Annotated in this window: 21 protein-coding genes and 1 riboswitch; of the genes, 11 read left to right on the top strand and 10 right to left on the bottom strand. The window is 68.7% G+C overall.

Translation table 11 applies throughout. The annotated features are described in order from the left end of the window. The first annotated feature begins 46 nt into the window (after window positions 1-46). The 5 genes from ABD768_RS13665 to ABD768_RS13645 all read left to right on the top strand — a co-directional run bounded on the left by ABD768_RS13665 (window position 47) and on the right by ABD768_RS13645 (window position 3,985). On the top strand, window positions 47-775 hold the full coding sequence (locus ABD768_RS13665; protein ID WP_343975137.1) for a GntR family transcriptional regulator: 729 nt from the start codon (window positions 47-49) through the stop codon (window positions 773-775). Window positions 776-778: 3 nt separating this feature from the next. Next, entirely contained in the window at window positions 779-1,549 is a 771-nt protein-coding gene (locus tag ABD768_RS13660; RefSeq protein ID WP_344840707.1) for a putative hydro-lyase, read from the top strand. Window positions 1,550-1,562: 13 nt separating this feature from the next. After that, window positions 1,563-2,981 carry an aminopeptidase P family protein gene (locus tag ABD768_RS13655; protein WP_344840706.1) on the top strand — a complete coding sequence of 473 codons (1,419 nt, stop codon included), beginning with the start codon at window positions 1,563-1,565 and terminating at the stop codon, window positions 2,979-2,981. Between the two features lie 25 nt (window positions 2,982-3,006). Continuing rightward, window positions 3,007-3,570 (top strand): hypothetical protein, encoded by a 564-nt coding sequence (locus tag ABD768_RS13650; protein WP_344840705.1) that lies wholly within the window; start codon window positions 3,007-3,009, stop codon window positions 3,568-3,570. Window positions 3,571-3,748: 178 nt separating this feature from the next. Next, window positions 3,749-3,985: a hypothetical protein gene (locus tag ABD768_RS13645; protein ID WP_344840704.1), complete on the top strand. Its 237-nt coding sequence runs from the start codon at window positions 3,749-3,751 to the stop codon at window positions 3,983-3,985. Between the two features lie 60 nt (window positions 3,986-4,045). Here ABD768_RS13645 and ABD768_RS13640 read toward each other — a convergent pair whose 3' ends face one another. Continuing rightward, window positions 4,046-5,509 (bottom strand): alpha/beta hydrolase, encoded by a 1,464-nt coding sequence (locus ABD768_RS13640; protein ID WP_344840703.1) that lies wholly within the window; start codon window positions 5,507-5,509, stop codon window positions 4,046-4,048. A 98-nt stretch (window positions 5,510-5,607) separates the two neighbouring features. Between ABD768_RS13640 and ABD768_RS13635 the strand changes: the two genes are divergently transcribed. Both ABD768_RS13635 and ABD768_RS13630 read left to right on the top strand, forming a co-directional pair. Continuing rightward, entirely contained in the window at window positions 5,608-5,940 is a 333-nt protein-coding gene (locus tag ABD768_RS13635) for a DUF3817 domain-containing protein (RefSeq protein WP_343975154.1), read from the top strand. A 102-nt stretch (window positions 5,941-6,042) separates the two neighbouring features. Then, a riboswitch (glycine riboswitch) is annotated at window positions 6,043-6,135 on the top strand. A 77-nt stretch (window positions 6,136-6,212) separates the two neighbouring features. Next, on the top strand, window positions 6,213-7,586 hold the full coding sequence (locus ABD768_RS13630) for an L-serine ammonia-lyase (RefSeq protein ID WP_344840701.1): 1,374 nt from the start codon (window positions 6,213-6,215) through the stop codon (window positions 7,584-7,586). On the opposite strand, the gene ABD768_RS13625 is transcribed toward ABD768_RS13630, so the two are convergent. Then, window positions 7,548-8,240 (bottom strand): alpha/beta fold hydrolase, encoded by a 693-nt coding sequence (locus ABD768_RS13625; RefSeq protein ID WP_344840699.1) that lies wholly within the window; start codon window positions 8,238-8,240, stop codon window positions 7,548-7,550. The two genes, ABD768_RS13630 and ABD768_RS13625, sit on opposite strands and share 39 nt — an antisense overlap. 170 nt (window positions 8,241-8,410) lie before the next feature. On the opposite strand from ABD768_RS13625, the gene ABD768_RS13620 reads away from it, so the two are divergent. Continuing rightward, window positions 8,411-9,604: a hypothetical protein gene (locus ABD768_RS13620; RefSeq protein WP_344840697.1), complete on the top strand. Its 1,194-nt coding sequence runs from the start codon at window positions 8,411-8,413 to the stop codon at window positions 9,602-9,604. Between the two features lie 18 nt (window positions 9,605-9,622). On the opposite strand, the gene ABD768_RS13615 is transcribed toward ABD768_RS13620, so the two are convergent. Continuing rightward, window positions 9,623-10,321, bottom strand: a complete 699-nt coding sequence (locus tag ABD768_RS13615) for an SDR family NAD(P)-dependent oxidoreductase (RefSeq protein WP_343975164.1) — start codon at window positions 10,319-10,321, stop codon at window positions 9,623-9,625. Between the two features lie 103 nt (window positions 10,322-10,424). Here ABD768_RS13615 and ABD768_RS13610 point away from each other — a divergent pair, with 103 nt between their 5' ends. Continuing rightward, a complete protein-coding gene (locus ABD768_RS13610) occupies window positions 10,425-11,267 on the top strand; it encodes a helix-turn-helix transcriptional regulator (protein WP_344840695.1) in 843 nt (280 codons plus the stop codon). On the opposite strand, the gene ABD768_RS13605 is transcribed toward ABD768_RS13610, so the two are convergent. The 3 genes from ABD768_RS13605 to lysX all read right to left on the bottom strand — a co-directional run bounded on the left by ABD768_RS13605 (window position 11,238) and on the right by lysX (window position 16,620). Beyond that, a complete protein-coding gene (locus ABD768_RS13605) occupies window positions 11,238-12,119 on the bottom strand; it encodes an alpha/beta fold hydrolase (protein ID WP_344840694.1) in 882 nt (293 codons plus the stop codon). The two genes, ABD768_RS13610 and ABD768_RS13605, sit on opposite strands and share 30 nt — an antisense overlap. Window positions 12,120-12,187: 68 nt before the next feature. Further along, window positions 12,188-13,150, bottom strand: a complete 963-nt coding sequence (locus tag ABD768_RS13600) for a hypothetical protein (RefSeq protein WP_344840693.1) — start codon at window positions 13,148-13,150, stop codon at window positions 12,188-12,190. Window positions 13,151-13,266: 116 nt separating this feature from the next. Beyond that, complete coding sequence (lysX, locus tag ABD768_RS13595) at window positions 13,267-16,620, bottom strand: bifunctional lysylphosphatidylglycerol synthetase/lysine--tRNA ligase LysX (protein ID WP_344840691.1); 3,354 nt, start codon at window positions 16,618-16,620, stop codon at window positions 13,267-13,269. Window positions 16,621-16,677: 57 nt separating this feature from the next. On the opposite strand from lysX, the gene ABD768_RS13590 reads away from it, so the two are divergent. Further along, complete coding sequence (locus tag ABD768_RS13590) at window positions 16,678-17,364, top strand: DUF998 domain-containing protein (RefSeq protein WP_344840689.1); 687 nt, start codon at window positions 16,678-16,680, stop codon at window positions 17,362-17,364. Continuing rightward, complete coding sequence (locus ABD768_RS13585; RefSeq protein ID WP_344840688.1) at window positions 17,361-18,101, top strand: alpha/beta fold hydrolase; 741 nt, start codon at window positions 17,361-17,363, stop codon at window positions 18,099-18,101. Before ABD768_RS13590 ends, ABD768_RS13585 begins: the two co-directional genes overlap by 4 nt. On the opposite strand, the gene ABD768_RS13580 is transcribed toward ABD768_RS13585, so the two are convergent. The 4 genes from ABD768_RS13580 to ABD768_RS13565 form a co-directional block, all read right to left on the bottom strand. Further along, window positions 18,098-19,327 carry an ROK family transcriptional regulator gene (locus ABD768_RS13580; protein ID WP_343975186.1) on the bottom strand — a complete coding sequence of 410 codons (1,230 nt, stop codon included), beginning with the start codon at window positions 19,325-19,327 and terminating at the stop codon, window positions 18,098-18,100. The genes ABD768_RS13585 and ABD768_RS13580 overlap by 4 nt on opposite strands. Window positions 19,328-19,521: 194 nt before the next feature. Beyond that, window positions 19,522-22,443: a helix-turn-helix transcriptional regulator gene (locus ABD768_RS13575; RefSeq protein WP_344840687.1), complete on the bottom strand. Its 2,922-nt coding sequence runs from the start codon at window positions 22,441-22,443 to the stop codon at window positions 19,522-19,524. 89 nt (window positions 22,444-22,532) lie between these two features. Beyond that, window positions 22,533-22,742 (bottom strand): LbetaH domain-containing protein, encoded by a 210-nt coding sequence (locus ABD768_RS13570; RefSeq protein WP_344840686.1) that lies wholly within the window; start codon window positions 22,740-22,742, stop codon window positions 22,533-22,535. Beyond that, a complete protein-coding gene (locus ABD768_RS13565; protein ID WP_344840685.1) occupies window positions 22,739-25,642 on the bottom strand; it encodes a type 2 lanthipeptide synthetase LanM family protein in 2,904 nt (967 codons plus the stop codon). The genes ABD768_RS13570 and ABD768_RS13565 overlap by 4 nt, the downstream gene beginning before the upstream one ends. Between the last annotated feature and the right edge of the window lie 261 nt (window positions 25,643-25,903).

The raw sequence follows: 25,903 nt of genomic DNA, 5'->3' as shown, positions 1-25,903 counted from the left end.
GAATCGAAATTTCCCACCGCACCGGGGAGTGAGCGATGATGCAGAGATGTCCATCAGTCAGCGCGGCGACGACGAGGGCCGGCAGGCCTGGCTGCGGGGTGTCGCCGCGGACGTGGCCCGGCAGGATCGCAGCAGCTCCGCCGAGCGCGCGGCGGACATTCTCCGCCGCAGCATCACCGAGGGTGCGCTGCGGCCCGGCGCGCAGCTGTCCGAGATCGAGCTCACCGAGGTCCTCGACGTCAGCCGCAACACCCTGCGCGAGGCCTTCCGGCTGCTCACCCACGAAGGGCTGCTGGTCTACAAGCTGCACCGCGGCGTCTTCGTGCCGGAGCTGGACGAGCAGGACGTGGTCGACCTGTACCGCCTCCGCCGCGTCCTCGAGGTCGACGTCGTCCGTGGCCTGGCGGATCGCGTGCCGGAGCTTCCCGACGAGCGGCTCGAGCCGTTGCTGGCCGAGGTCGAGACGGCCGAGGCCGCCGCGCTCACGGACCGCTGGGCAGCAGTCGGTACTGCGAACATGCAGTTCCACCGGCACCTCATCGGCCTGGCCGACAGCAGTCGCCTCGATGACATCACCGGTCGCCTGCTGGCCGAGCTCCGCCTGCTCTTCCATGTCATCGCGACGCCGCAGGAGCTGCACGAGCCGTACATCGCGCGCAACCGTGGCCTGTTCGAGCTGCTCTCCGAGCACAAGTACGACGAGGCCGCCGAAGCGCTCGACACCTATCTCCGCGACTCCGAGCAAGGACTGCTGGACGCCTTCAAAGCGAGGTGACGCATGCTGACCCCGGCCGCCGCGCGAGCGCAGTACCGGGCTGGGCTGATCGCTCCGACCTCCGGCCACGCGCCCGGCTTCACGCAGGCGAACCTCGTCGTGCTGCCGCGCGACTGGGCGTACGACATGCTGCTGTTCGGTCAGCGCAACCCGAAGCCGGTGCCGCTGCTCGACGTCACCGATGCTGGCTCGACCAGCACGGTCTTGGCGCCGGGTGCTGACTTGCGCACCGACCTCCCGAAGTACCGGGTGTGGCGGGACGGGGAGCTGGTGGACGAGCCGGCCGACGTCGTGGACCTGTGGCGGGACGACCTGGTGAGCTTCCTGATCGGCTGCAGCTTCAGCTTCGAACGCGCGCTGCTCGACGCTGGGGTCCCGGTCCGCAATCTCGAACAGGTCCGGAACGTGTCGATGTACCGAACCGATCGCGAGTGCCGTCCGGCCGGGCGGTTGAGCGGCCCGCTGGTGGTGTCCATGCGGCCCATCCCGGCCGCGTTGGTGGCGACCGCGGTGCAGGTGACAGCGCGGATGCCGAGGGTGCACGGAGCTCCTGTTCACGTGGGTTCGCCCGAGGCGCTGGGGATCGTGGACAACGCGCGACCCGACTTCGGGGACCCGGTAGATGCGGAGCCTGGCGATGTTCCGGTGTATTGGGCTTGCGGAGTGACACCCCAAGCTGCGTTGATGGAAGTCAGGCCCCCGTTTGCGATCACCCACGCCCCTGGGCACATGTTCGTGACCGACGTGCCGGATGCCGTTTATCGCGAGCCCTGAGGGGGAGCAGTAGATGAGTGAAGACCGGACCGAAGAGCAGCGGAAGTCCTACCGGCCGATCGACGCGGCCGGGTTCCGGGCGTCGATCGCGCGGGACTGGGGGCCGGTCGACCGGTCGGTGGTGTTGCCGGAGGGGCTGGCTGATGCGGCCGCTGAGCACCGGCGGAAGCTGAGTGCCGCGCTGCCGGGGCGCCGGATCGCGGTTGCGGCCGGGCGCGCGCCGGTGCGGTCGAACGACACCGACTACCGGTTCCGGGCGGACAGCGACTTCGTCTGGCTGACGGGTTGTCAGGCCGAGGGCTCGGTCCTGGTCATCTCCGGTGATGGCGACGCGACCCTTTACCTGCGCGAGACGGCTGGGCCGGGCGAGGCGGACTTCTTCGCCAACGCGCGCGACGGCGAGCTGTGGATCGGGCCGGTACCAGGGTTGAAGGACTGGTCCGACGCGTTGCAGCTGCCGTGCCGGCCCATTGAGGAGCTGCCTTCGGCCGTGCGCGGCGCAGTACCGGCGATGCTCACGACGTACGGCGTGGAGCCGTTGCTGGATGCGTTCGTCGGAGGTAGCGGCACGCAGGAGCTTCGGCAGGTGCTGGCCGAGCTGCGGCGGATCAAGGACGACTGGGAGCTCGACCAGTTGCGCGAGGCGGTTGCAGCGAGTGTGCAGGCGTTCGGCGATGTGGCGAGTGAGTTGCCCGAGGCTGTGCGTGGTGGCGGTGAGCGGTGGCTCGAAGGCACCTTCGACCGGCGCGCGCGTACTGCGGGTAACGGGCCGGGCTACGCCTCAATCGTTGCTGCTGGCAACCACGGACCGGTGCTGCACTGGGTCCGCAACGACGGCGCCGTCCGCGAGGGTGACGTCATCCTGCTCGACGCCGGGGTGGAGACGCGGACGCTCTACACCGCTGACGTGACGCGGACCTTCCCGGTGACTGGTGAGTACACGCCGGCTCAGCGGCAGGTGCACGACCTGGTGCACAAGGCTCAGGTCGCCGCGCTGGCAGAGGTTCGCCCGGGTGCGCCGTACCGGGCCTTCCAGTACGAGGCGATGCGGGTGCTGATCGAGGGCCTGCAGGACTGGGGCGTCCTCGACGTCTCGCTCGACGAGGCGCTCGGCCCGGACGGGCAACAGCACCGCCGGTACGTCGTCTGCGGGCTCGGCCACTACATCGGCCTCGACGTCCACGACTGCGACGCGGCCCGCCCCGAGACCTACTTCGCCGCCGACCTCGACGTCGGCATGGCCCTGGCCGTCGAACCAGGCCTGTACTTCCACCCCAACGACGAAACCATCCCACCCGAACTCCGCGGCATCGGCATCCGGATCGAGGACAACGTGGTCGTCCACTCCGACCGCCTCGAGATCCTCACCGAAGCCCTCCCGATCACCACCGACGGACTGGAGGCGTGGACCCGCAGTCATCTCCCACAGTGACCTACCCGGTGCGTACCGTCAGAGCATGAAGCTGATCGGCTGGGGCATGATCGTCGTCCTCCTGGACTTCCGCTACGACAACTTCGATGTCGTGGTCGATCTGGCCGGCTGGCTGATGCTGTACTTCGGGCTGCGCCGCCTCCGGAAACTCGACAACGCCTTCCGCCTGGCCGCCGGCTTCGCCTTCGTCGGCGCTCTGGCGTCTCTGCCTGAGCTGCTCCCGCTGCTGGGTGGTCGCGCGATCGTCGGTGGCGAGCTCCGGCTGGCGTCGCTGATCGTCATCGGCGGGATGGTGATCGTCCTGACCTGCACCGGACTGATGCGGCTGGCCGACCGGGCCGGCGACCGCTCACTGGAGCAGCGGGCCCGCTGGCTGCGGGGTACCGAGGCGGTCTCGATCGTGATGAGTCTGCTGATCGGGCCGCGGCAGCTCGTCGTCTCGGGCGGCGATCGGATGGGCGACGTCGTCGGCGTACTGGGCCTGCTGTCGGCCGGTCTGGCGTTCGCCGCGGTGCTCTGGTTCGTGCTGCTGGTGTTCTCGCAGAACGTGGTCGAGGCAACAACTGAGTGTAGTCAAGCAATCACTTAAAATAATTCGGTCACAAGTAGTAACACCGGGCCGTCCAGCACGATGTAAGGAGCGGGGGAGGGTCAATCTCGGCCCGGTGCGCGGTAGTGGGGGGCCGCGGCTGCGCACCGGCCGAGCTGGCCCCGGCTGGGAACCCGGGGGGGATCCCAGGGATTTACGGCACGGGGGGATTTTCGTGATGAACCTGCGAGTGCGGGTGGTGCACTGCACCTGCGCCGGCGACCAGCACTGGTTCGCCGACATCGACGACACCGATGATCCGCAGCCCGACGATCCGTACTGGTTCGTCGACCGCTGCAGGTCCCAGGCCGAGGCTCTCGAGCGCGCGTGCGCCCGGCTCCTCGAGCTGTCCGGCGAGGTGCTCCGCAGTGGATCGCTCACCCGCGTCCAGGAAGCGCACCTCGTCTCCGTCTGACAGCCGGTTGGGAACAACGATGGGGCTCCTCGCCATGCCCGGCGAGGAGCCCCATCGTCATCAGGGCGCCGGCGGTACCGCCGGACAGGTCGCGCCGCGCCGCGGAACGGTCAGCGAGATCAGATAGCTGTCGATTGCTTGCCCTACGCAAGGACTCTTGGTGTAGCTGCCGTGTCCCCAGCCCTCGTAGGTGAGCAGCACACCCTGCTTGCCGAGCTGGCGCGCGACGCTGGTCGCCCAGCTGTAGCCGGTGGCCGGATCGTGAAGCGCGTTCGCGAGTAGCGCGGGAGTCCTGAGGCCGCGAATCTTCAAGTCCTGTTGGGGATTCACAGCCTTCGGCAGCCCGAGGCAGTTGGTCACCGCGAGCAGCGTCGGCGGGATCTTCAGGTCCTGGTTGTTCCGCGCGAGCCGTCGTACGTGCGCTGAGAACTCACCATACGTGCGGACCGGCAGGCTGAGATCCCGGCAGAACGGTGCGAGCGTGTTCGGGGCCAGCCCGGTCGGTACCGGGGGTTCGCCCGTCGGTGGGGCGCTCGTCTCCAGCCGCTTCAACAGGTCGGCCAGCGCGGCCCACTGCGGCTCGTAGAGCATCCGGAACACCCCGAAGGTCAGCGTGAACGGCGTCGCCTTCAAGCTCGCCTGCCGTGGATCCGGCAGCTCGCCACGACCGGCCCGGGCGAGCAGTTCCGCCCACAGCGCGTGGATGTCGCGCCCGTGCAGCGAGCAGGCGGTCGCCTCTTCGCACCAGTTCACGAACTCGGTGAACGAGTCCTGCGCCGTCGCGGCCTGCGCGTCGAGGAACTCACCGGTTGTCGAGTCGCCGTGGTCGAAGACGCTCTCCAGGGCGAGCGCGCGCAGCCGGTGCGGGTACGTCTCGGCGTACAGCTCACCGAGCATGGTCCCGTACGAGCTGCCGTGGAAACTGATCTTGGTCTCACCCAGCGCCGCGCGGATCGCGTCGACGTCGCGAACCGTCTGCAGGGTGTCGATGTGGTCGTAGACCGGCCCGGTGTGGGTGCGGCAGTCCTGGTCCAGCTCGCGGTTGTAGCGGATGGTCTGGTCGAACTGCGCGCGGCTGCTGATCTGCGGCGAGGGCTGCTTGGCGAGCAACGCGGCCGAGCAGACGACCGGGTTGCTGCGGGCGATCCCACGGGGGTCGAAGCTGACGATGTCGAACCTGTCCTCCAGGGCGTCGCTGAAGCGGGTCATACCGGTCCGGATCCGGTCGACGCCGGAGTCGCCGGGGCCGCCCGGGCCGAACACCAGGGTGCCGATGCGGGTTGACGGGTCTTTCGCAGTACGGCGGGCTATCGCCAGGCCGAAGGTGGGTCCGTCCGGGTGGTTCCAGTCCACCGGGACCTGGAGGGTCGCGCATTCGGAGCCGGCGACGAGCTTGGGATCCTCTTTGGGTTTGACCTCGCAGTCGGTCCACTGCAAGGACTTCGGTTGTACGGCGGTTGCCGGTGGTGCGACCAGGCCGGCGAAGACGACGCCGGCGATCGCACCCCACGTGATGAGCTTCATCCCCCGATCCTGGGCAAACGCCTTCCCGTGCGCATCGGGGACAGACCCGGCCCGAACCCCAGGCTCGCCTTGGGGGACTTGTTAGGGTCACTGATCTGATGACTGAGACGACGACCGCTGTTGAGACTCCGGCCGGATCGAAGCACGCGACGGTGTTCCGTGCCGTGGCGATCGCCGAGGCGATCTCCTGGACCGGGCTGCTGATCGGGATGCTGTTCAAGTACGTGCTGTCCGACAACGAGATCGGCGTGAAGATCTTCGGGCCGGTACACGGCACGATCTTCATCGCCTACGTGATCACGGTGCTCGCGGTCCGCAAGCAGCTGCGCTGGACCGTACCGGTCACGCTGGCTGCCCTCGCCGCCAGCATCCCGCCGCTGTTCACCTGGTTCTTCGAGCTCTGGGCGCAGCGCACCAACCGGTTGTCCTGAGAGGGTGTCTGGGGGACACCCTCTGAGTTCACCCGCTGCCGGATTGACGCGCGCGGCCGGTCCGCCGTACCGTCGCGGCGAGTACTGAAATCAGCAGCCGCATGAACCCGTGCGGGAGAGACCCGGGCCTGACCCGGGCGCCGTAGGAGCAACTCTCCCCAAGAATCTCTCAGGCACCTTCACCGTGCGGGCGAGGCACCTCTGGAAGGCACACTGCCTGACAGAGCGGGGAGGCATACCAATCGGTCAATGGCGACCAGGAGGCCTCCAGCATGGCGATCAGCGTGTTCGACCTGTTCAGTATCGGGATCGGCCCGTCGAGCTCCCACACCGTGGGACCGATGCGAGCCGCCCGCACCTTCGCGCTCGGCCTGGCCGCGGACGGGTTACTCGACCGTACGACGGCGGTCGAGTCACAACTCTTCGGCTCCCTCGGCGCCACCGGCCACGGGCACGGCAGCAACAAGGCGGTCATCCTCGGGCTGGAGGGTGAGGACCCGGAGACGGTCGACACCCGCTCGGTGGAGAGCCGGGTCGCCGCGATCCGGGCGGCCGGCCGGCTCCGGCTCGCCGGTCAGCGGGAGATCGTCTTCGACGAGAACAACCAGCTGATCATGCACCGGCGCAAGGCGCTGCCGTACCACCCGAACGGGATGACCTTCGTGGCCCGGGCCGCCGACGGCTCCTGTCTGCGGGAGCGGACGTACTACTCGGTCGGCGGCGGTTTCGTCGTCGACGAGAACGCGGCGGCCGGTGACCGGATCGTCGCGGACCGTACTCCGCTCAAGTACCCGTTCCTGTCCGGCAACGAACTGCTCGTCCGCTGCCAGGAGTCGGGCCTGCCGATCAGCGAGGTGATGCTCGCCAACGAACTCGCCTGGCGGACCGAGCCCGAGATCCGCGAGGGCCTGCTGCACATCTGGCAGGTGATGCAGGACTGCGTCGACGAGGGCTGTGAGACCGAGGGCACGCTGCCGGGCGGCCTCAAGGTGCCGCGCCGGGCGGCCGCGCTGCACAAGAAGCTCAGCAGCGACAAGTGGTCGGTCGATCCGCTGAAGGTGATGGACTGGGTCAACCTGTTCGCGCTCGCGGTGAACGAGCAGAACGCGTCCGGCGGCCGGATCGTCACGGCGCCGACGAACGGTGCCGCGGGGATCATTCCGGCCGTGCTGCACTACTACCGTCGCTTCGTGCCGGGGGCATCGGAGGACGGCGTGGTCCGGTTCCTGCTGGCGGCCGCGGCGATCGGCGTTCTGTACAAGGAGAACGCGTCGATCTCCGGCGCCGAGGTCGGATGTCAGGGCGAGGTCGGCTCGGCCTGCTCGATGGCGGCCGCCGGGCTGTGCGAAGTACTGGGTGGAACTCCGGAGCAGGTCGAGAACGCGGCCGAGATCGCGATGGAGCACAACCTCGGCCTGACCTGCGACCCGGTCGGCGGGCTGGTTCAGATCCCCTGTATCGAGCGCAACGCGATGGCGTCGATGAAGGCGATCAACGCCGCCCGGATGGCGATGCACGGCGACGGCGTCCACGTCGTCTCGCTCGACAAGGTGATCAAGACGATGCGCGAGACCGGCGCCGACATGAAGATCAAGTACAAGGAGACCTCACGTGGCGGCCTGGCCGTGAACGTGATCGAGTGCTGACGGATCCTCCACATGCGCGTTGTGCCCCAACCCGGCCAGCGTGACGACGTGCCCGCCCAGCGCGGTCAGCTCGGCATCCGTGTTCATCGGATCAAGCTCACCGCGCGCCAGCACAACCTCCGCCTGACAAGCCGCGATCAACGCCTCCATGGCCGGCGCCCCAACCGCCCAGGTCCCCGGATCCATCGCCAGCCGCCACCGCCCGTCGACCTGCTTGATCCCATGCTCAACCGCGCCGCTGTCCAGCTCGACCAGCCCTTGTAACCCAGACACCTTGAGAAACCGGGCAGCCGCCTCGTCCCGACTCTCGAACCACCCGATCGGCTTCTGCGCCAGCGCCCCCGCCCGCCCCAGATCATCCGCCGACCAGCTCACCTTCACCCCCAACGCCACCACCCGATCCACCTGCACGCCATACCGCCCGGACGCCAGTTCGAGCGCAATCACCCCACCGAGCGAATGCCCGACGACGACCAGCTCACGTCGTACCGGCAGCGCCGCCGCAACGGCCGCAGCCATCGCCTCAAACGTGTACTTCGGGAGCGTAGGCGCGCTCCCGTGCCCCGGCAGATCAGGCGCAACCCGCGGCTGAGCCCACCCGTCCCAAACCCGCCCGTTGGCCCCAAGCCCATGCAGCAACACCAAAGACCCCATGCGGGCCAGCCTGACAGAACCCGATCTTCAGCGCCCCGACACGCGTGCCGCCACGATGCGATCTTGCTATTGGTGATCGCGGCCAGGACCTACTCAGCCGGCAACGCGCTGGCCATACTCTCCGCAAGGGGAGCAACGCCGCGTGGTGCGGTGCGAGGGGTGGGGGATCGATGAGCGGCGAACTGGCAGGCAAAGGTCCGATCCAGCCGACGATCAGGAGCCCGATCAAGCTCGGAAAGTTGGTGGCCGCCAGCCTCGGAGGTGCCTTGGTCGCTGGGGCGGCGCTGGCTCTTCTCTTCGGCGAGTGGGTTGCCACAGGCGAGCACCCCCATCTCTGGAATCTGCCGTCCCGGGAGCTGTACGACGTCATTCGAGCGTCGATCGGCTCGCTGGGACTGATCGGCGCCGGGGGCGCCGCGGCGATCGCCTATCGCCGCCAGCGGACGCTGGAGAACCAGCACGCGCTCGAGACCAGACGCGACCAGCTCGCCGAAGCGGCCGACCAGCGTGCGGTCAGGGCCGCCTTCCATGCACGCTTCGGATCCGCTGCTGAGCAGCTCGGTCATTCCGACGCCGCGATCAGACTTGCCGGCGTGTACGCGATGGCCCAGTTGGCCGACGACTGGGGCGATGACGACGGGGCCCAACGTCAGGTCTGCGTCGACGTCCTGTGCGCCTACCTACGGATGCCCGAACGGCAGGATCCGACAGGAGCGGTGGACGATCGCGACATCAGAGTGCGGGAAGCCATCTGTACGGTGATCCGGAAGCGGCTGGCCCTGGAGGAGCCGAGGTGGACGGGGATCCGGTACGACCTCCGCGGAATGACGCTCACCAAAGGGCGGTACTCCCTCGCGTGGTGCCGGTTCATCAGCAGCAGCGTCGAGCTCGACGATCTGGTCGTCAAGGGCGATGCGGTACTGCGCTTCCACCGTGCGAAATTCAAGCAGTGCTGGGTCGGGCTCAACCGGATGCAGATCAATGCCGGGACAGTGGATTTCAGCGAGGCCGAGTTTCGTCCTGATCCGGACAGTACGGACCCCGCGGACCGAAAGAAACGAAACCTGCGGCTGCGCAGCGTCATCGTCGACGGCGGGAGGCTGGACTTCCGCGGCGCACGATTCCTCAACGATGCCTCGACGTTCATGGCGTTGAGAGTGGAGGATGCAGAGCTCGACTTCGGGGACTGCGAGATCAAGTGCACATCTTTCGACTTCGGTATCAAGGATTTTGCCGGTCGGTTGCTGACCTTCGAAGGCGCCCAGCGTGATCCGGCGACGGTGGTCTCTCTCGATGTCGAGGGGTCGGCTGCCGCGCAGGTCCGCTGGGGTCCCTTGTCGAATGATGTTCCCGATGGTGTTTGAACTAACGAGCCTTGGCTGTCACCAGGGGACAAGGCCTGTGTTGCGTTGGTAGGTGGCTGTCGGGCCGGTTTTGTCGATGGTGGCCAGGCGGACGATGCTGGCGGCGCCTTCGGGGATGGACTGGTGGCCTCGGTGGCCGTTGAAGTCGGTGGCGGTGTAGCCGGGGTCCACGGCGTTGATGCGCATTTCGGGGTTGAGGTGGGCGTACTGGGCGGTGAGCATGTTGAGGGCGGCCTTGGAGGAGCTGTAGATCGGGGCGGGGATCCAGGCGGCCTCGCGGACCGTGGGGTCGGTGGCCATGCCGATCGAGCCCAGGCCGCTGCTGACGTTGACGACTACGGGGTTGTCGCTTGCCTTGAGCAACGGCAGGAAGGCGTTCAGGACGCGGAAGGCGCCGAAGACGTTGACGTTGTAGACGGTCTGGAAGTCGTCGGCGGTGAGCTGGTCGGCGGGCTTGAAGGGGCCGGGGATGCCGGCGTTGTTGACGAGTACGTCGAGGTGACCGGCCTCTTCCTGCACCTGCTTGACGGCGTTCTGGACCGACTCGTCGTCGGTCACCTCCAGCTGGACGAAGCGGGCACCGAGCTCGTCGGCCGCCTTGCGTCCACGCTCGGGGTCGCGCGCACCGACGTACACGGTGTGGCCGAGGGCAACGAGTTGACGGGCTGTTTCGTAGCCGAGGCTCTTGTTGGCCCCGGTGATGAGTGTTGTTGTCATGGCTCCAATCTCGTCGCTGGGCGACGGTGCAGGTAGTGCACGCTTTGTCCTGGGGATTGGCAGTACCCAGGCTGAAGCGCGGATTGCGATAGATACTGGACGGGTGGCTGAACTAGGCAAGACGCTCCACGCGTGGCGGGATCGGGTGACTCCGGCCGAGGCCGGCCTGCCCGCGGGCGGGCGGCGGCGGGCGCCGGGGCTCCGGCGTGAGGAGCTGGCGCTACTGGCCGGGCTGTCGGTCGACTACATCCTCCGGCTCGAGCAGGGGCGGTCGTCCGCGCCGTCGGCCCAGGTACTGACCGCGTTGGCCCGGGCGCTGCGGTTGACTGATTCCGAGCGGGACCACCTGTTCGTGCTGGCCGGTCAGACGCCACCGCGGCCCGGGGCGATCTCGACGTACATCCCGCCCGGGGTGCAACGGCTGATCGGCCAACTCGAGGGTGCGCCCATCTGCGTGTGCGCCGCCTCCTGGACGATGATCAGCTGGAATCCGCTCTGGTCGGCGCTGATCGGCGACCCGTCCGTCTTCCGGGGCCGCGAGCGCAACATCATCTGGCGGCACTTCATGCGGCCCGGAATCGCGGGCTTCGACCGCGTGGCGCAAACCCCGGAGCAGGCGGCCGGCTTCACCCGGGCCATGGTCACCGACCTCCGCGCCGCCACCGCCCGCTACCCCAACGACGCCGACCTCCGCGACCTCATCAAGGAACTGCGCACCGGTAGCCCCCATTTCGCGGCGCTATGGGACGACCACGTCGTCGGCTTTCATGAGTCCAACGTCAAAACCATCAACCACCCGGAACTCGGCGAGATGCTCCTCGACTGCGACGTCCTCACCGCCCCCGGCAGTGACCTCCGCCTGGTCATCTACACCGCCGCCCCCGACACAGAAGCCGCCGAAAAACTCCGCCTGCTCTCAGTCCTCGGCCTGCAAGCCCTCAGCTGATGCCGAGGCCGAGGCCGACGTTGAGGCTGACGCCGAGGTGTTGAGGATGGTTCGGGCTACTAGGTCGGGGGCGTCGTTCATGGGGACGTGGCCGCAGGCGTAGAGGGGGACGATCCGGGCCTGGGGGATTTGGAGGTGGGCTCGGGCGGCTTGGCGGGGGAGGAGGATTCGGTCGTGGGTGCCCCAGGCGATGGTGACGGGGACGTCCGGTACGTCGCCGTCGAAGGTGACTCCGGATTTGCCCAGGCGGGCCACCCGGTCGAAGGCGGTGGCGGTGCGGAGGGCGAAGGTTTCGGCGACCACTGCCTCGGGGGCGCGCTGGGCGGGGTGGTTGTAGATCATGCCGGTCATCACGCGTCGGCCGGCGGCGCTACGGGCCATCCGGCGGATGGTTGAGTCGGGGGTGCGTTGAGCCACCCGGCGCATGTTGGCCAGGACGTTGAGGGCCCAGGAACGTTCGCGAGGAGACCAGAAGCCGGCCGGGGACAGTGCGGTGACCGAGCGGACCGAGCCGAGTTGGCCGAGGCGCAGGGCGACCAGGCCGCCCATCGAGTTGCCGGCGACGTCGGGTTTGCCGAGATCGAGCGCAGTACAGAAGGCTTCGACGGCGTGGGCGAAGGAGTCGACCTCGTCGGGGATGCCGGCCGGTACGTCGGGAGAATCGCCGAAACCGGGGAAGTCGAGCGAGATCACGTCGCGCGACTCGGCCAGCTGCTCGATCACCGGGTCCCATGCCTGCCGGTGGTGACCGATGCCGTGCAGGAGTACCAGCGGCGGACCCGCGCCCTTGCGGTCGTACGCGATCTCCACCCCGGGGACACCGGCCACGGTCACGGTCGCAGTAGCGCTCATGAACTCATGGTCACCCCGGGGTGGCCTCCTGTCATCGTGACATGGCCGATGTCACATACCTGAGAAGATCAGTACGGATCGACCTCGCTGGACGAGGCGTTGCCGAGGACCGAGGCCTGGAGCTGGACCTCCCAGCCCTGGTTCTTGCCGAACGGCTGGTCGAACTTCTTGAACGAGCAGTCCGAGCTGAACTGGCGCCGCTTCGGGTTCCAGTCCTTGCCGCTCTTGATGTACAGCTGGTAGCCGCCGCCGATCCGGCGGACCGTGGCGGTCTTCTTGGCCTGGACGTACATCATGATGTGCGGCTTGCCCGGGGCCTTGCCGGTGGGGACGATCGAGACGGCCACGTCGCTGGACGAGCCGTTCTTGACCCGCAGCGCGCCGGACCCGCCGTTGCCGGTACGCACGATGACGTCACCGTTCGACGGGCGGTTGTCGGTCGGCTCGGGGCCGAGGTCCGGCAGCGTCCGGCCGACGATCAGCCCGATGGTCCGCAGCTGGACCACCGCCGGGTTCAGCGTCGCGGTGAGCTGGCGCTGGAGTGCCTGCGAGACGTACGCGAGCCCGCCGCAGCCGATGTCGCTGGTGTCACCGTTGCTCATCGCGGTGGCCGCATTCCTCAAGCGCAGTTGAAGGACCCGGTTCGCGGGGATCGCCCGGGCCGGTGGCTTGATCGATCCCAGCTTGAGCGACTCGGCGTTCAGCGCCTGGGTCAGGTTGTCCAGCGCGGTGTCCAGGCTGTCTTCGGTCTTGACCCGTCCCAGCGCGCCGATCTCGCTGTCCAGCCGCTTGTCGAGCTCGAGCAGCACGCCCTGGTACTGCGCTTGCGTCAACGGCCCCGCGGGCTTCGGCGGCACTGTCGGCGTCGGCGCCGAAGTGGGCGCCGAGGTCGGCGCGGTCGTCGGGTCGGTCGACGACGTACTGGTCGTCGGTTCGACGCTCGACAATGTCTTGTCGTCGTCGGAATCGCCACAGCCCGCCATCAGCGCCAGCATGGCGATGCCGACGGAAATGGACAGAGTTCTGCGCATGAATGCCCCCAGGTCCTCGATGTTCCCCTTGTCAGCAAACCCTAAGTGGCAAAGGGATTCCCCGCGACCCCGAGGCCAGAACCTGTCAGACGCAGCAGAGGTCCGGGCGGTTCCGATCAGATTCGGGGCGCCGGCCGGACGAACGGGAAGGCGAGGGTGGCCCGGATGTTCTGGCCGGTCAGCATCATCATCACCCGGTCGACGCCGATGCCGAGCCCACCGGTCGGCGGCATCGCGTACTCGAGCGCGCTGAGGAAGTCCTCGTCCAGCGACATCGCCTCGGGGTCGCCCGACGCAGCCTTCAGCGACTGCTCGGTGAGCCGTCGCCGTTGCTCGACGGGGTCGACGAGCTCGGAGTACGCCGTACCGATCTCCGCGCCGAAGGCGACCAGGTCCCAGCGTTCGGCCAGCCGCGGGTCGTTGCGATGGGTGCGGGTCAGCGGCGACGTCTCGAGCGGGAAGTCGGTGTAGAAGGTCGGCAGGGTGGTCGTCGGCTCGACCAGTTCGTCGTACAGCTCGAGCACGAGTTCGCCTGCGGTCAGGTCGAAGCCGGCATGTACGCCGTGCTCCGCGCACAGTTCACGCAAACGCTCGATCGAGGTACCGGAGTCGATCGGTACGCCGGTAGCGCGACTGACCGCGTCGTGCACGGTGATCACCGGCCAGTCGCCCGAGATGTCGAGCTCGCCGTCGGGGCGCTTCACGATCGGCTTGCCGTGGACCGCCGTCGCGGCCTCGATGAGCAGCTCGCGGGTGAGCTCGCGCATCACGTTGTAGTCGGCGTACGGCTGGTACGCCTCGACCGAGGTGAACTCCGGGTTGTGAGTGGCGTCCGCGCCCTCGTTGCGGAAGTTGCGGTTCAGCTCGAAGACCTTGCCCATCCCGCCGACGCTGAGCCGCTTGAGGAACAGCTCCGGCGCGATCCGCAGGAACAGATCGGTGTCGTAGGCGTTGATGTGGGTGACGAACGGCCGCGCGTTGGCCCCGCCGTGCACCGCCTGCAGCATCGGCGTCTCGACCTCGATGAAGCCACGCGACTCGAACCCGTTCCGCAACGCCCGGACGGCGGTACTGCGATGCTGCATCATCTGCAGCGACTCGGGGTTCATCACCAGGTCGAGGTGCCGTTGCCGGACCCGCGCCTCCGGGTCGGTGAAGCCCTTTCGCTTGTCCGGCAGGGGATGCAGGCACTTGGCTGCCATCACCCACTCGGTAGCGGCGACCGACAGCTCGCCCCGGCGGCTGGTGACGACCTCGCCGGTGACGCTGACGTGGTCGCCGATGTCGACCAGGCGCCGCCAGTTGTCGACGGATTCCTCACCGGTCGCGCCGGCCGACAGCATCACCTGCAGGCTGGACAGACCGTCCTGCAGCAAGGCGAAGGAGAGCGCGCCATGGTTGCGCATCCGCATCACCCGGCCGGTGACGGAGACCTCGTGGCCGGTGTGGTGATCGGGTGGCAGGTTCTGGTGGAGCGCGCGAATCCGTTCCAGGGTTTCGGTCCGCGGTACCGTGACCGGATACGGATCGATGCCCTTGGCAACGAGTTCGGCGAGTTTGCAGCGCCGGATCTGTTCCTGCTCGGTCAGCCTGCGATCCGGCAGCACCGGCCTGAGCAGCTCCTGCTCCTGCTCCCGTACGGCCGCAGCGAACTGTCCGCCGTCGGCAGCCATGATCGCGTGCCGCTCGGCGGTCTCCGCGCTGTCGACGCGGGTCCATGGCCGAGGCGCCGGGAGGAAGCCTTCCGCGGTACCGGCGGCCAGCAGTACTTGGGCCAGCGACGCGCCACGGGAGTAGCAGATCAACCGGGGGGACCAGCGCGGCAAGTACTTCTCGTTGGACTGGTACAGGCTCTCCAGCTGCCAGAACCTCGACGCGGCGGTCAGCAGCGCGTTGGTGAGTCGCAGCACCGGCCCGGCGCCGACCCGCTCGGCGTCGCTGAAGATCTCCCGGAACATCGCGAAGTTCAGCGAGATGTGGTGTACGCCGAGATCGCCGCAGGCCTCGACCAGCGCGTTGACCATGAACTCCATCAGGCCGTTCACGGACTCGGGATCGCGCCGCATCAGGTCCAGCGAGACGCCGCGCACACCCCAGGGAGCGAACGAGAGCAGACCCCGTACCGCGCCGTCGGAGTCGCGCGCGATGACCATCACGCACCGGGCGTCGGCGGGGTCGCCGAGCCGGCCGAGCGCCATCGAGAAGCCCCGCTCGGTCTGCGCGCCCCGCCACTTCTCGGCGAGCTTCACGTACTCCGAGAGCGCCTCGGGCGAGAGGTCGCCATGCCGGACGACTTCGGCGTGGTACCCGGCTCGCTGGGCCCTGGTGACGGCCTGCCGCACCGGTCGCATGGTCCGGCCCTCGAGGGTGAAGTCGGCGACGTCGATGATCGCCTCGTCGCCCATCGCGAGCGCGCGCAGACCGGCGTCGACGTACGCGTGCGCGGCCTCTTCGCTCGCCGACAGCACAGCAGGGGACCAGCCGTAGTTCTGCGCCTCGGCCAGCCAGCGCTGGATCGCGCCGGGCCAGGCCGCCGGATCGCCGATCGGGTCGCCGCTGGCGAGACTGACGCCGTTGACGACCCGGTAGGCGATCGCCGCCTGGTTGTCGGGCGCGAAGACGACGGCCTTGTCGCGCCGGGTGGCGAAGTAGCCGAGCGAGTCGCGTTCGCCGTACTCGAGCAGCAGCCGGCGGACCTGGAGCTCTTCGGCCTGGCTGAGGTACCGGACCCGGCGGACCGAGCGGAGGAAGATCGCGAAGGCGACCACCAGCGAGGCCGCCGAGATGGCGCCGACGGTCAGCCCGACCCAGCCGTGGCCCTCGTGTCCCTCGCCCATCTTGCTGCGGCTCTGACCGAGGGCGGCGATCACCGCCCAGCCGATCTTCTCCTTCTGGCCGGTCAGCGTCCGGGGGAAGGCCTGGGTCAGCATGATGCTGACCGTGATCGAGATCAGCAGGCCGCCGATCAGGGCGCCGACCGCGAGCCTGCGAGTACCGGGTGCCAGCCGGGCCGGGAACGAGGCGCGGATCTTCCACAGCAGCAGGACCAGCGCGGCCACCACGATCACCCGGGCGATGGCCAACTCGAGATCCTGTGGCTTGGCCTCGCCGAACTCCTGGATCAGGTCCTGGTCGCGCGGATTGGCCAGCCGGACGCTGGCCAGTCCGACCGCGGCCATCGAGGTCAGCAGCCAGAGCGCCTCGAAGACCCACAGGACCCAGAGCAGTGCGGCCCGCTTGCCGCGCAGCAGCGCGCTGCCGACGACGGCCAGGTAGACGGCCGAGAAGAACGTGTGCCCGGCGGGGATACCGAAGAAGTCGAAGGCCTGGTCGACGCGCTTCACATAGGCCGGTGCGAACAGGTGCAACGGGATGGCGAGGAACGACCAGATCGACGCGAATACGACGACCCGCCCGACCCAGACGGCCGCGCGCTGTTGCCACTGCGGGATGACCTGTTCCGACGACACCCAGCGATCATCCCATCCTCAGGTGTTGACTTTGGTCTCATATGCAACTCTTCGGTCATGATGGTCGTCCCCGCCCTGTTCCCGTACCGGTTGGTCCGGGGCCTGATGGTCGCCGCGGGAGTGCTCTACTGCAGCCTGCTGCTCGAGCTGGCGGCCGGGTTTCCGCTCGATCTGCGGAATTCGATGCTCAGCGAACTGGCGGCGCTGGACCAGCCGACCAGCAGCTATGCCCGGGCGATGGACCTCGCCACCGGGATCCTGCTGGTGGTCGCGGTCGTGCTGGCCCGCTCGGCCGCCCGGATGCACCGCGACGTCGCCGGGTTGCTGGTCAGCACCGCGCTGTTCGGTGTCGGGACGATGTTCACCGTGTTCCTCCCGCTCGACTGTGCGCCGTCGCTGAGCCAGGCCTGCCTGGAGTCGGAGGACAGCGGCCGGGCCGGTCTCGCCCTGTTCCTCCATGCGACGTTGTCGACCATCGCCGGGATCGGCTGCGTCGCGATGGCGGTCTTCATCCTCCTCGTACTGCGGCGTGTCGGCCCGGGCGGGCGATGGGGCTGGACGGCCGGAGTAGCCGCCGGGGCGGCCCTCGCCAGCCAGATCTGGCTCACTGTCGCGATCGGCATCCAGGAGCTGCGCGGCGATGACGCGCACCCGCCCGGCATCCTCCAGCGCGCGTCGGTGGTACTGGTCTGCCTGATGCTGGCGACGGTGATGCCCGGTCTGAGGCAGGCGCTCCGCCGATGACCAGCAGCTGGGTGATGGTGCCGGGTCTGGCCGAGGCTCCGGAGGAGTTCGGCGAGGTCCTCTCGTTGCTGCCCGACAGGGACATCCAGGTGCTGGACCCGTGGCTGACGCCGATCACGGCGCCGGTGTCGGAGCTGCGCCGGGGGCTGACGCTGCCGGTCGGGTTGCTCGGGCACTCGATCGGCGGGCTGGCGGTGCTGCGGTGGACGCTCACTCATCCGGAGGAGGTCGAGCGGCTGGTGCTGATCGACACGAGCCTCACGTCGGAGACCGGATGGCGGTGGCTTTACCCAGGGACGGTGGGGGACCGCTTGGTGAGGGCGGTGTTGCGGGGGCTGGGGCGGTTCGGCGTACCGCAGCTGATCGGTACTACGGCCCGGCGGCTGCTCATCCGGGTCGGCAGCATGCGGAACAACGACCTGCTGTCCAGGGCGACAGCTCGACGCCGGTACGGGGCTGCCGGCTCGTGGCTGCTGTTCTGGGACGAGCTGACCGGCAGCTGGGAGCTCGCGGCTGAGGTTGCCCGGCTACTGGAGTCCCCACCGGCCGTACTGCCGCCCACTGTCGTCCTGGTGGCGACCGGCGGCAGCTCTCGCTTCACCGCTCAGGGATGGCTAGCCGGGCAGCGAGCACTTGCTGACAGGTTGAATGCCACTGTCGAAGTACTGCCCGACTCTGCCCACCTGATCCACCTGGACCGCCCTGACGCCATCGCCAAGGCTGTCGCTGGGTTCTAGGCGGGTGTCGTAAGTGCGGGGGTGGGGAGCTTGCGCTGCCAGACCTCGTCGAGGGCCATCCGCATCGCACCGGTGACCACTGCGTCCTCGGCCAGAGCAGAGAGCTCCAGCTTGGGGTGGTTGAGGGTGAGCAGCCGGAGCTGGTCGGAGATGGCGTCCAGCAGCACTGCGCCGGCCCGGGCGACACCACCACCGATGACGACGGCAGTGGGGTCCAGGACCAGTACTGCCGGCGCCAGCGCTCTGGCGAAGTCGCGGGCGACCTGCTGAACGACTGCCTGAGCAACCGGGTCGCGCTCAGCCGCTGCGGCGAACACGTCAGCTGTGCCGAGTTGGTCTGCACCGAGCTCCGCTAGGCGGGAGTCCGGGTTCGCGAGCGCGGCCTGACGGCCCAGCTCGGCGATCGCCTCGGAGCCGACTGCGCGCTCCAGGGGGCCTCGGCTGTCCTCGGGGTTGATCACGTCGTCCGGAGCGGTGGCGATGAAGCCGATCTCACCCGCCGCGCCCGTACCGCGGTGGAGCCGGCCGTCGATCACGATGCCGGCACCGAGCCGCTCACCCCACTGGACGGCCAGGAGAGTGCCCGTACCGCCGCGGGCCGCCGCGATGGCCAGGGCGGCCAGGTTGGCGTCGTTGTCGAGCATTACCGGGCAGTCGAGCAGGCTGCGGACGTGCTTGGTCAGGTCGATCGCGGACCAGCCCGGTACGGACGGGACCAGCTGGACCCGTCCGGTGTGCTCGTCCACGATGCCGGGGCTGGCGGCGACGGCTGCAGCGATGTCCTCGGCGGGGACCTCAGCCTCGGCCAGTGCCTCGGTGATCACCTCGCTGATGACGCCGAGCAGCTCCTGGGCCGTCCAGCCCGGGCCGGACCGGCGTACCAGAGAGAGCTTGCGGCCGGCCAGGTCGGAGACCCCGACGGTGACGCGGTGCGGGCCGACGTCGAGCCCGAGCACCGGCGCCGCGCGCCCGCGCAGAGAGACCCGGATGGCCGGGCGACCCAGCGAACGGTCCGCGGAATCAGGGCCGTGTTGCTGCAGCCAGCCGGCGTCCAGCAGCTCGTCGACGGCCTGGGCCACCGTCGGCCTGGCCAGTCCGGTGCGTTCGACCAGTTCGGCGACTCGCAGCGGTGCCGGTGCCGAGCGGCGGACCGCGTCCAGCACAGCAGCGACGTTGATCCGCCGCAGCATCGTCGTACCGCCGCCGCCGACCGTTCCCTTGCTCATGTCCGACCCCTTGCCTGCCACTCGCCCATCCTATATATAAAGCGAGCGTTCATAAATTATCCGGCCAGTTGCGCGCGTGCCGCCGGAGCTCCAAGGCGGGCGGTCGCCCGGAATTTCCGTGAGTCGACAACTATCACCCGAACGCCCTCCGGGCGCCCAGCACACGCACGGGCCCCGGGATCAGTCCTGCAACTTCAGTCTTGCAGCACCGTCCGCGCAAAGCTGCTCAACGCCTCCCGATCCGGCTGCTGAGTCTTCGTCATCAAGCTCGCGACATGCTTCTCCACCGTCCGCGGCGAGATGTGCAACCGCGAAGCGATCGACTTGTTCCCGATCCGGTCCACCAGCAACTGCACAACCTCGAACTCCCGCGTAGTGATCCCCAGTTGCCGCAGATGAGCCGGCACCTGATCAGACCCGGTACGCCGCTGCGACACCGTCGCCCCGAGCTGCCGCAACATGCTCCGGCATGCACTCGCCACCGCCGGCACCTCAGCATTATGAAAGTAGTCCTCAGCCTGCCGAAGCCAGACCACCGGCTCGCCCCACCCATCAGCCGCCGCCGGCTCGGCCACCAACCGCAGACCGAGATGTTGGGCCATCGGATAGAGCGCCGAGGTCTCCAGGGCGCTCGCGACAACCGCGTCAGCCTCCTCGCCGCGGCCGTCGCGGCCGAGCAGGATGGCTTCGGCCCACTGCACGAACTGGCGGTTCCAGCGCATCCCGCTGGCAGCGGTAGCGGTCACCGCCTCGTGATGCGCCCAGCTGTTCCGGCCGGTCAGTACGCCGAGAAGCAGGCCGAGTCCGTTCTTGCCGGCCAAGTGGAAGGTGCTCGGATTCTGCGCGTCGTAGGCCAGCGCCTGGGCCATCTCGCTCGCGGCGAGATCACGGTTCTCCTCCAGCAGTGCGCAGAACGTCCTGGCCAGCCCGAAGGACAGCGGCAGTTCGTGCGACGCCCGCTCGCCGTACTCGGCCAGCTCGGCGAGGGTGTCCTCCATCGCGCTGCGCTTGCCCTGGTGCCCGGCGAGGACTGCCTTCGAGACCAGGACGTACGGCGCGTGCCGGGTCATCTTGAGCCGGCTGGTGATCTCCAGGCAGGCCTGGATCATCACCGCCGCCTGGTTGTACTCCGATCTGAAGATCGCCTGCTGCGCAAGCACACTGTCGACCTCGTACGCGCTCGGAATCGCGCCGATCCGCAGGGCTTGCTGACGGGCGTGCTCCAGCTCGGTCACACTGCCGTCGGCCAGGCAGATCGAGCCGGCCTGGAAGATGTGGGAGGTCACGCGCTGAACGCCCATGTTGTTCTCGGTGGCGATCTGCCGGGCTCGCCGGAAGTACTCGATCGACTGGTCGAGGTCCTGCTCGCGGGCCAGGATGCCGAGCAGTTGCCAGCCGTCGATCGCGACGGCCGGCAGGTTGGCCCGCTCGGCCGCTTCAACGGCGCGGGTGGCCAGCACCGCCGCGGACCTCAGCCGGGCCGGGCTGCTTCGGGCGAGTTCGAGTGCTGCTGCCATCGCATCGAGTGGAGCCAGATCCACGTCGCTGGCGTCGTGGCCGAGCAGACCGCGGGCGGTGGCCACTTGCGTCATCGCAGAAGACCACCGCCCGGCCATGTGTTCCACTCCGGCCAGTCGCACATGTAGCGCGGCCAGCTTGCGATGGTCGAGGTTCTGGTCGCCCAGCGCGTCGATGGACTCCCGGCGTGCCACAGGATGGTCGAACTGCCCGGTCTCGCCGAGGGCGAGGAACAATGAGCCGAGTACCTCCGCCCGGTAGCCGATCTCGGGATCTTCCACCAGCAGGCCGTTCGCCCGGTCGAGCAGATTGACCGCCGTCCCCATCGATCCTTCGTCGAACGATCGTCGTCCGGCCGCCGCGAACAGCCGGCCCGCGCGGATGTTGTCGCCACCGGTCTGCGCCAGTTCGGCGACCATCAGCGCCCATTCCCCTGGCAGTCCGGGGTGCAGCGACTCGATGGCCTCCACCAGGCGCCTGGCCAGGCTCGCGCGCTCGGTCGGATTGAGACCGGCCAGCAGGGCCTCCGCGGTCAGGGGATGACGAAAGGCGTACCAGTCGGGCACCGGTTCGTCTGGACCGACCAGTTGCGCGGCCAGCCCGGCCCGCAGGGTCGCGAGCAGTTGCCGCTCGTTGGTGCCGCTGGCCTGCCGGACGATGCTGAGCGGGAACCGGTGGCCGATGACCGCGGCCAGTACGAGCAACTCGCGCGACTCCGCGCCGAGCTGATCGGTCCGGTTGCCGATGCTGCGGACCACCGCGGCCGGCACCGTCATCCGCAGGTCGCTGACGATCTGCACGCTGCCGTCCGACCCGGACAGCAACTGTCCGGACCGGCTGGCCTCCTGGAGCAGCTCCTCGACGATGAACGGGATGCCGGCGCTGTCGGTCCACAGACGCTCCGCCAGCTGATCGGGAACCGCCTCTGGGTCGGCCTCGAGCTGAGCGGCGGCCAGCTGGCGCACTTCGGCCCGGGTCAGCGGTGGAATGTCCAGTACGGTCGCCGAGCCTCGCTGGGATGCCAGCTGGGTCAATTCGGTCGCCGGGCAGCGTTCGGACCGTACGGTAGCGACCACTGCGATCGGCTGGTCCTCCAGGTTGTCGAGCAGGTAGTCGATCACCGCCAGAGTCTCGGGGTCGGCGCCCTGCAGATCCTCGATCACCAACAGGCAACCGCGCCCCTGGCCGGCCAGCCCGAGCAGCCGGAGGATGGCCTCACCCAGGATCACCGCGGACACGCTGGTCTCCGGGGCGTCGCCGTCGTCCCAGTCCGGGATCAGCCGGCCCAGCACCCTGCGGTAGGGGCCGAGGCCGGCCGGGTCCGGCATCTCGCCCCGGCGGATCAGCGACAGCAACGCCTCGGCGAACGGCCGGAACGCCATCGTCGACCCGACCGCGCCGACTCGCCCGCGCAGGGTGACCATGCCGTGGTCCAGGGCATCAGTGGTCGCGACGGCGGCCAGCCGGCTCTTGCCGATCCCGGGCTCGCCGACCAGGAACGTCGTGTTTCCGCGTCCTTCACGGGCAGCGCGCAACGCATCTGCGATGTGTGCGATCTCCCCGTGTCTGCCGACCACTCCGGGCGCTTGGGTCTGCATGCCAGCAAACTCTAATCACCCGAGGGCACGAGCGCAGCGTGATCGGCCGGTTGATTTTCCGGCCGATCACGCTGTGTGAAGCGCTTGTTTCAGACCGGATTCTGGTTGCTGATCGTGGTGAAGGTGGTGCAGGTGTCGGCGATCGGCTGAACCGCAAGGGCGGCGACACTTGCGACGCCGACCAGGGCCAGCGCGCGGGCGCCGATCCTGCTGCGTTTGGGAAGTGTGATCGGACCGATCGGGTCGGTCTGCTCGGTCACTTCGCGGTCCTCGTGCTGCGGGTGCTGGGCGGTGGTCATGCTGTTCCCCTGTCGAATCTGCCGACTCGGCGCTGTGATGGGCGTCGATCGTCGGCGGCTGGTTCGAGCAGCAGTACTGACGGGATCTGCCCGCGAAAACCGAGCCGGAGCAAGCCGTAGCCGATACCAGCCAGGCCGGTCAGCAGACCGGGGGACGGTACGGCGCGGGGCGTGCCACAGATCGGTCCGTACTGCTGTACTGCGGCGAGCACCAGCCCGGCCCGGCGACGCCGGATGGCCGCTATGGCTGGATGATCGCGTTCGGTCAGCCACAGCAGTGGCTCGACCGCGCCGAGCTCGCCATGACACAGACTCATGTCGGCGAGCACCGGACGTTCGTTGGCGACGCGGAGGTACGCGTCGAGGGTCGCGGCCGGATCCGCGCTGGTGCGGGAAAGTACCGATCCCGCTGCGCCGGAACACCAGCCGGCGTCTTCCGGCCCGTCGTGCCGCTCGAGCCGGGCAGCAGCCAAGGCCGCTTCCGAGTAGGGATCGCCTGGTGTGCCGTACTGCGCCAGGGACCAGGCGACCCCGGCGTAGCCACGAGCGAACCCGTGGCCAGGTGCGGCGTCGGCCCGCCGCACGGTCTGGAGGAGTTCGTCGGCGTAGCGACCAGCCAGCTTCGCTGCTGCCGGGAGATTGTGGATGCCTTGTACCGCAGCCAGTCCGCCGGCGGCCCCGTCCAGGTAGCCGGGGAACGATTCCGTGTCGGTCGGCAGGCTTGCCATCACGTCCAGCAAGGACGCGAGCCACTTGCCCGGTTCGGGGTCGTCCAGCAGCGTGCTCAGCCGGCTCAGCGCGTAGCTGATCCCGCCAAGACCGTGCAGCCCCGCGCCCACGGCCTGCGCGGCATCCGGTTGCTCGCTGAGCAAGTCCAGTAGCCGCGGGATCGGGCGAATCGCGTCGCGAGCGAGTTCGGAGTATTTGTCGGCTCCGGTGAGGGCGCCGATCTGCGCCAGGAACAAGGCGGTTCCGGTGTATCCGTTGGTCAGTCCGGCGCCCATCGGGAGCAACGCCCAGTGGTGGTCGTCGAGCAGTTCCAGGCCGAGCCAGTTGGCGAGCCCGCCCCGGTCGCCCAGCACCCGGGCCATGATCTCGTCGGCGATGTCGGTCGATGCCGCGAGCAACTGTTCCGGATCGGCCTCGGTCACGCCGACCCCGGTGCGGTTCGCCGTTCCGGCATGCACCACTGGGACAGGCCTGGTCGCCAGGCAGGCGGAGATCACCCAGCTCTGTCGGTGCTCGTCGACCTCGCCCAGCAGAGCGAGCTTCGCCTCGACGGCGGCAAGTCCCTGTACCGCCAGGAGTTCGGGGACCCGGTTGCCGTCGGCAGTCCAGATGTCGCGGGTACCCGGCCTGGTCGTGAAGAGCGGAATGTCGCCCGCCCACAGGTCCGCCAGCTCGAACGGCACCAGGCGTCGCTGGTGCTCGTCCGCGTCCCACAGCAGGTCCAGCAGGCCGCCACGGACCTCCGCATCGCGGAGAGCGTCCGGGTGCGTCGACTCGTCGAGCAGAGTCGCGTAGAGGTTGGTAGGCCTGGCCAGGTAGCGGATCTCGTCGTCCGCGAAGGCAGCCAGCAGGCCGCCCGGGCCGGCCAGCTCGTGGCGGTTCCGGGCGATGGCTTCGTACCCGGCGCGGAATCCGGTCTGCAGGGAAGCCTCGTGATCGCGCGGTTCGAGGGTCGCGCCATCGAGCGAGGGACGATTACGCCCGCCGGTCGTGGTACCGGCTCCGCGGACGAGGTGCATCGAGTCGAGTCCGGCATCGGCCCATTCGACAACGCTGTACGGAGTCACGGATCCGGCGTCGCCTCCCAGCCCGGAGACATCAGCGACGCCGTGTTCGCCGGCCAGCACCAGGGGCAGCAGAGCGGTTCGGTAGACCGAACTCAGCAGGGCGGCGTTCGCCGGGTCCGTGCTGAGCATGCCCAGCGGCACTATGGCCGGGTGGAACAGGGTCTCGATGTCGACCAGGACCGGCTGGTCGCCATGGGCGATCAGGTTCTCGTAGTGCATGTCCGTGCCGTCGAGGACGTACAGCAAGGCCAGTAGGGCGCCCTGGCGCTGGTAGAAGCGCCGTACCTCGGAGATGTCCTGGCACGGTGTGTGGGGGACGTACCCGAGCCAGCCGTAGCCCGGACGCCTTAGTACGTGGACTGTTTGGAGGTCCAGACCGGTTTTGCTGGTCAGCCAGTGAACCAGGTCGTTGAAGTGCGCGTGGAGGTCCAGCGGGCGGGGCTTGTAGATGACGTGGCGGCCGTCGGCGAAGGTGAGGGTGGCGGTGCACCGGCCGCCGCGGTGCGGGTCGCCGCCGGGGGAGATGCTGAGGAGGGGACCTGGGTCTGTGCCTGCCAGCAGGTCGGTGATCAGTTGCTCGCGGTCCTCGGCGAGGCGGGCCAGCAGTTCGAGGTGGCCCTCGACCGACTGTCGGCACGCCTCGCCCAGGACCCGGGCCAGCACCGGGTATGCGGCCAGGAACTCCGCCAGCTCGCTCCCTCCGACGAGCCGGTGGGTGAAGTCGAGGAAACGCTCGGCCGGGGTGTCGCCGGCCAGTTCGCCGCGGTTGCGGGCGCGGGAGAGTTCCAGCACCAGGGTCCGCGATGCCAGCCGCACCAGGCGCAGCCCCAGCCGGTCCAGGAACTCATCGGTCAGTACGCCGTCCTGCCCGGCCGCGGTAAGGTCCTGCCGAGCCGTTGCCAGCAGAGGTTCGAGGCAGCGGACCAGGGCTTGCTGCCAACCCTGTGTCATCGATTCCCTACTGACCGGCATGGCCGTACTGCGTTCGACGTACTCCGCCCAGGCGGGCATGGACAGGCCCTGCTCGTGCGGGCCCATCCCGGCAGACCACCAGGCTGTCGACTGGTCGGTCCGGGAGGTCCCGGCGGTTGCGGAGTTGAGCACGCGCTCAGAGTGCCATCGAGGGACCGGCCCTGCCATGGGTACGGATCCCCCATATTCCGTACGAGCGCGGTAACGAGTTGGTGACGGCTGGACGGAGGTGTGCTGTACCGCGGGATGTCGACTGGGGGTAGCCATCCCGCGGTCCAGCATCGCCTGGGCCGGACGTCCTCTGGTGGAAGGCCGTACGGCACAGGAATCGGTGGATCTTGTCGGTCATTCGGTCACTGGGTGGTGCCGAATTCCCGACGCCATGAACGATGC

This window comes from Kribbella ginsengisoli (assembly GCF_039537185.1).
GTDB lineage: Bacteria > Actinomycetota > Actinomycetes > Propionibacteriales > Kribbellaceae > Kribbella > Kribbella koreensis.
The sequence above is the reverse complement of the archived record's forward strand: the minus strand, read 5'-3'. Positions and strand labels throughout refer to the sequence as shown.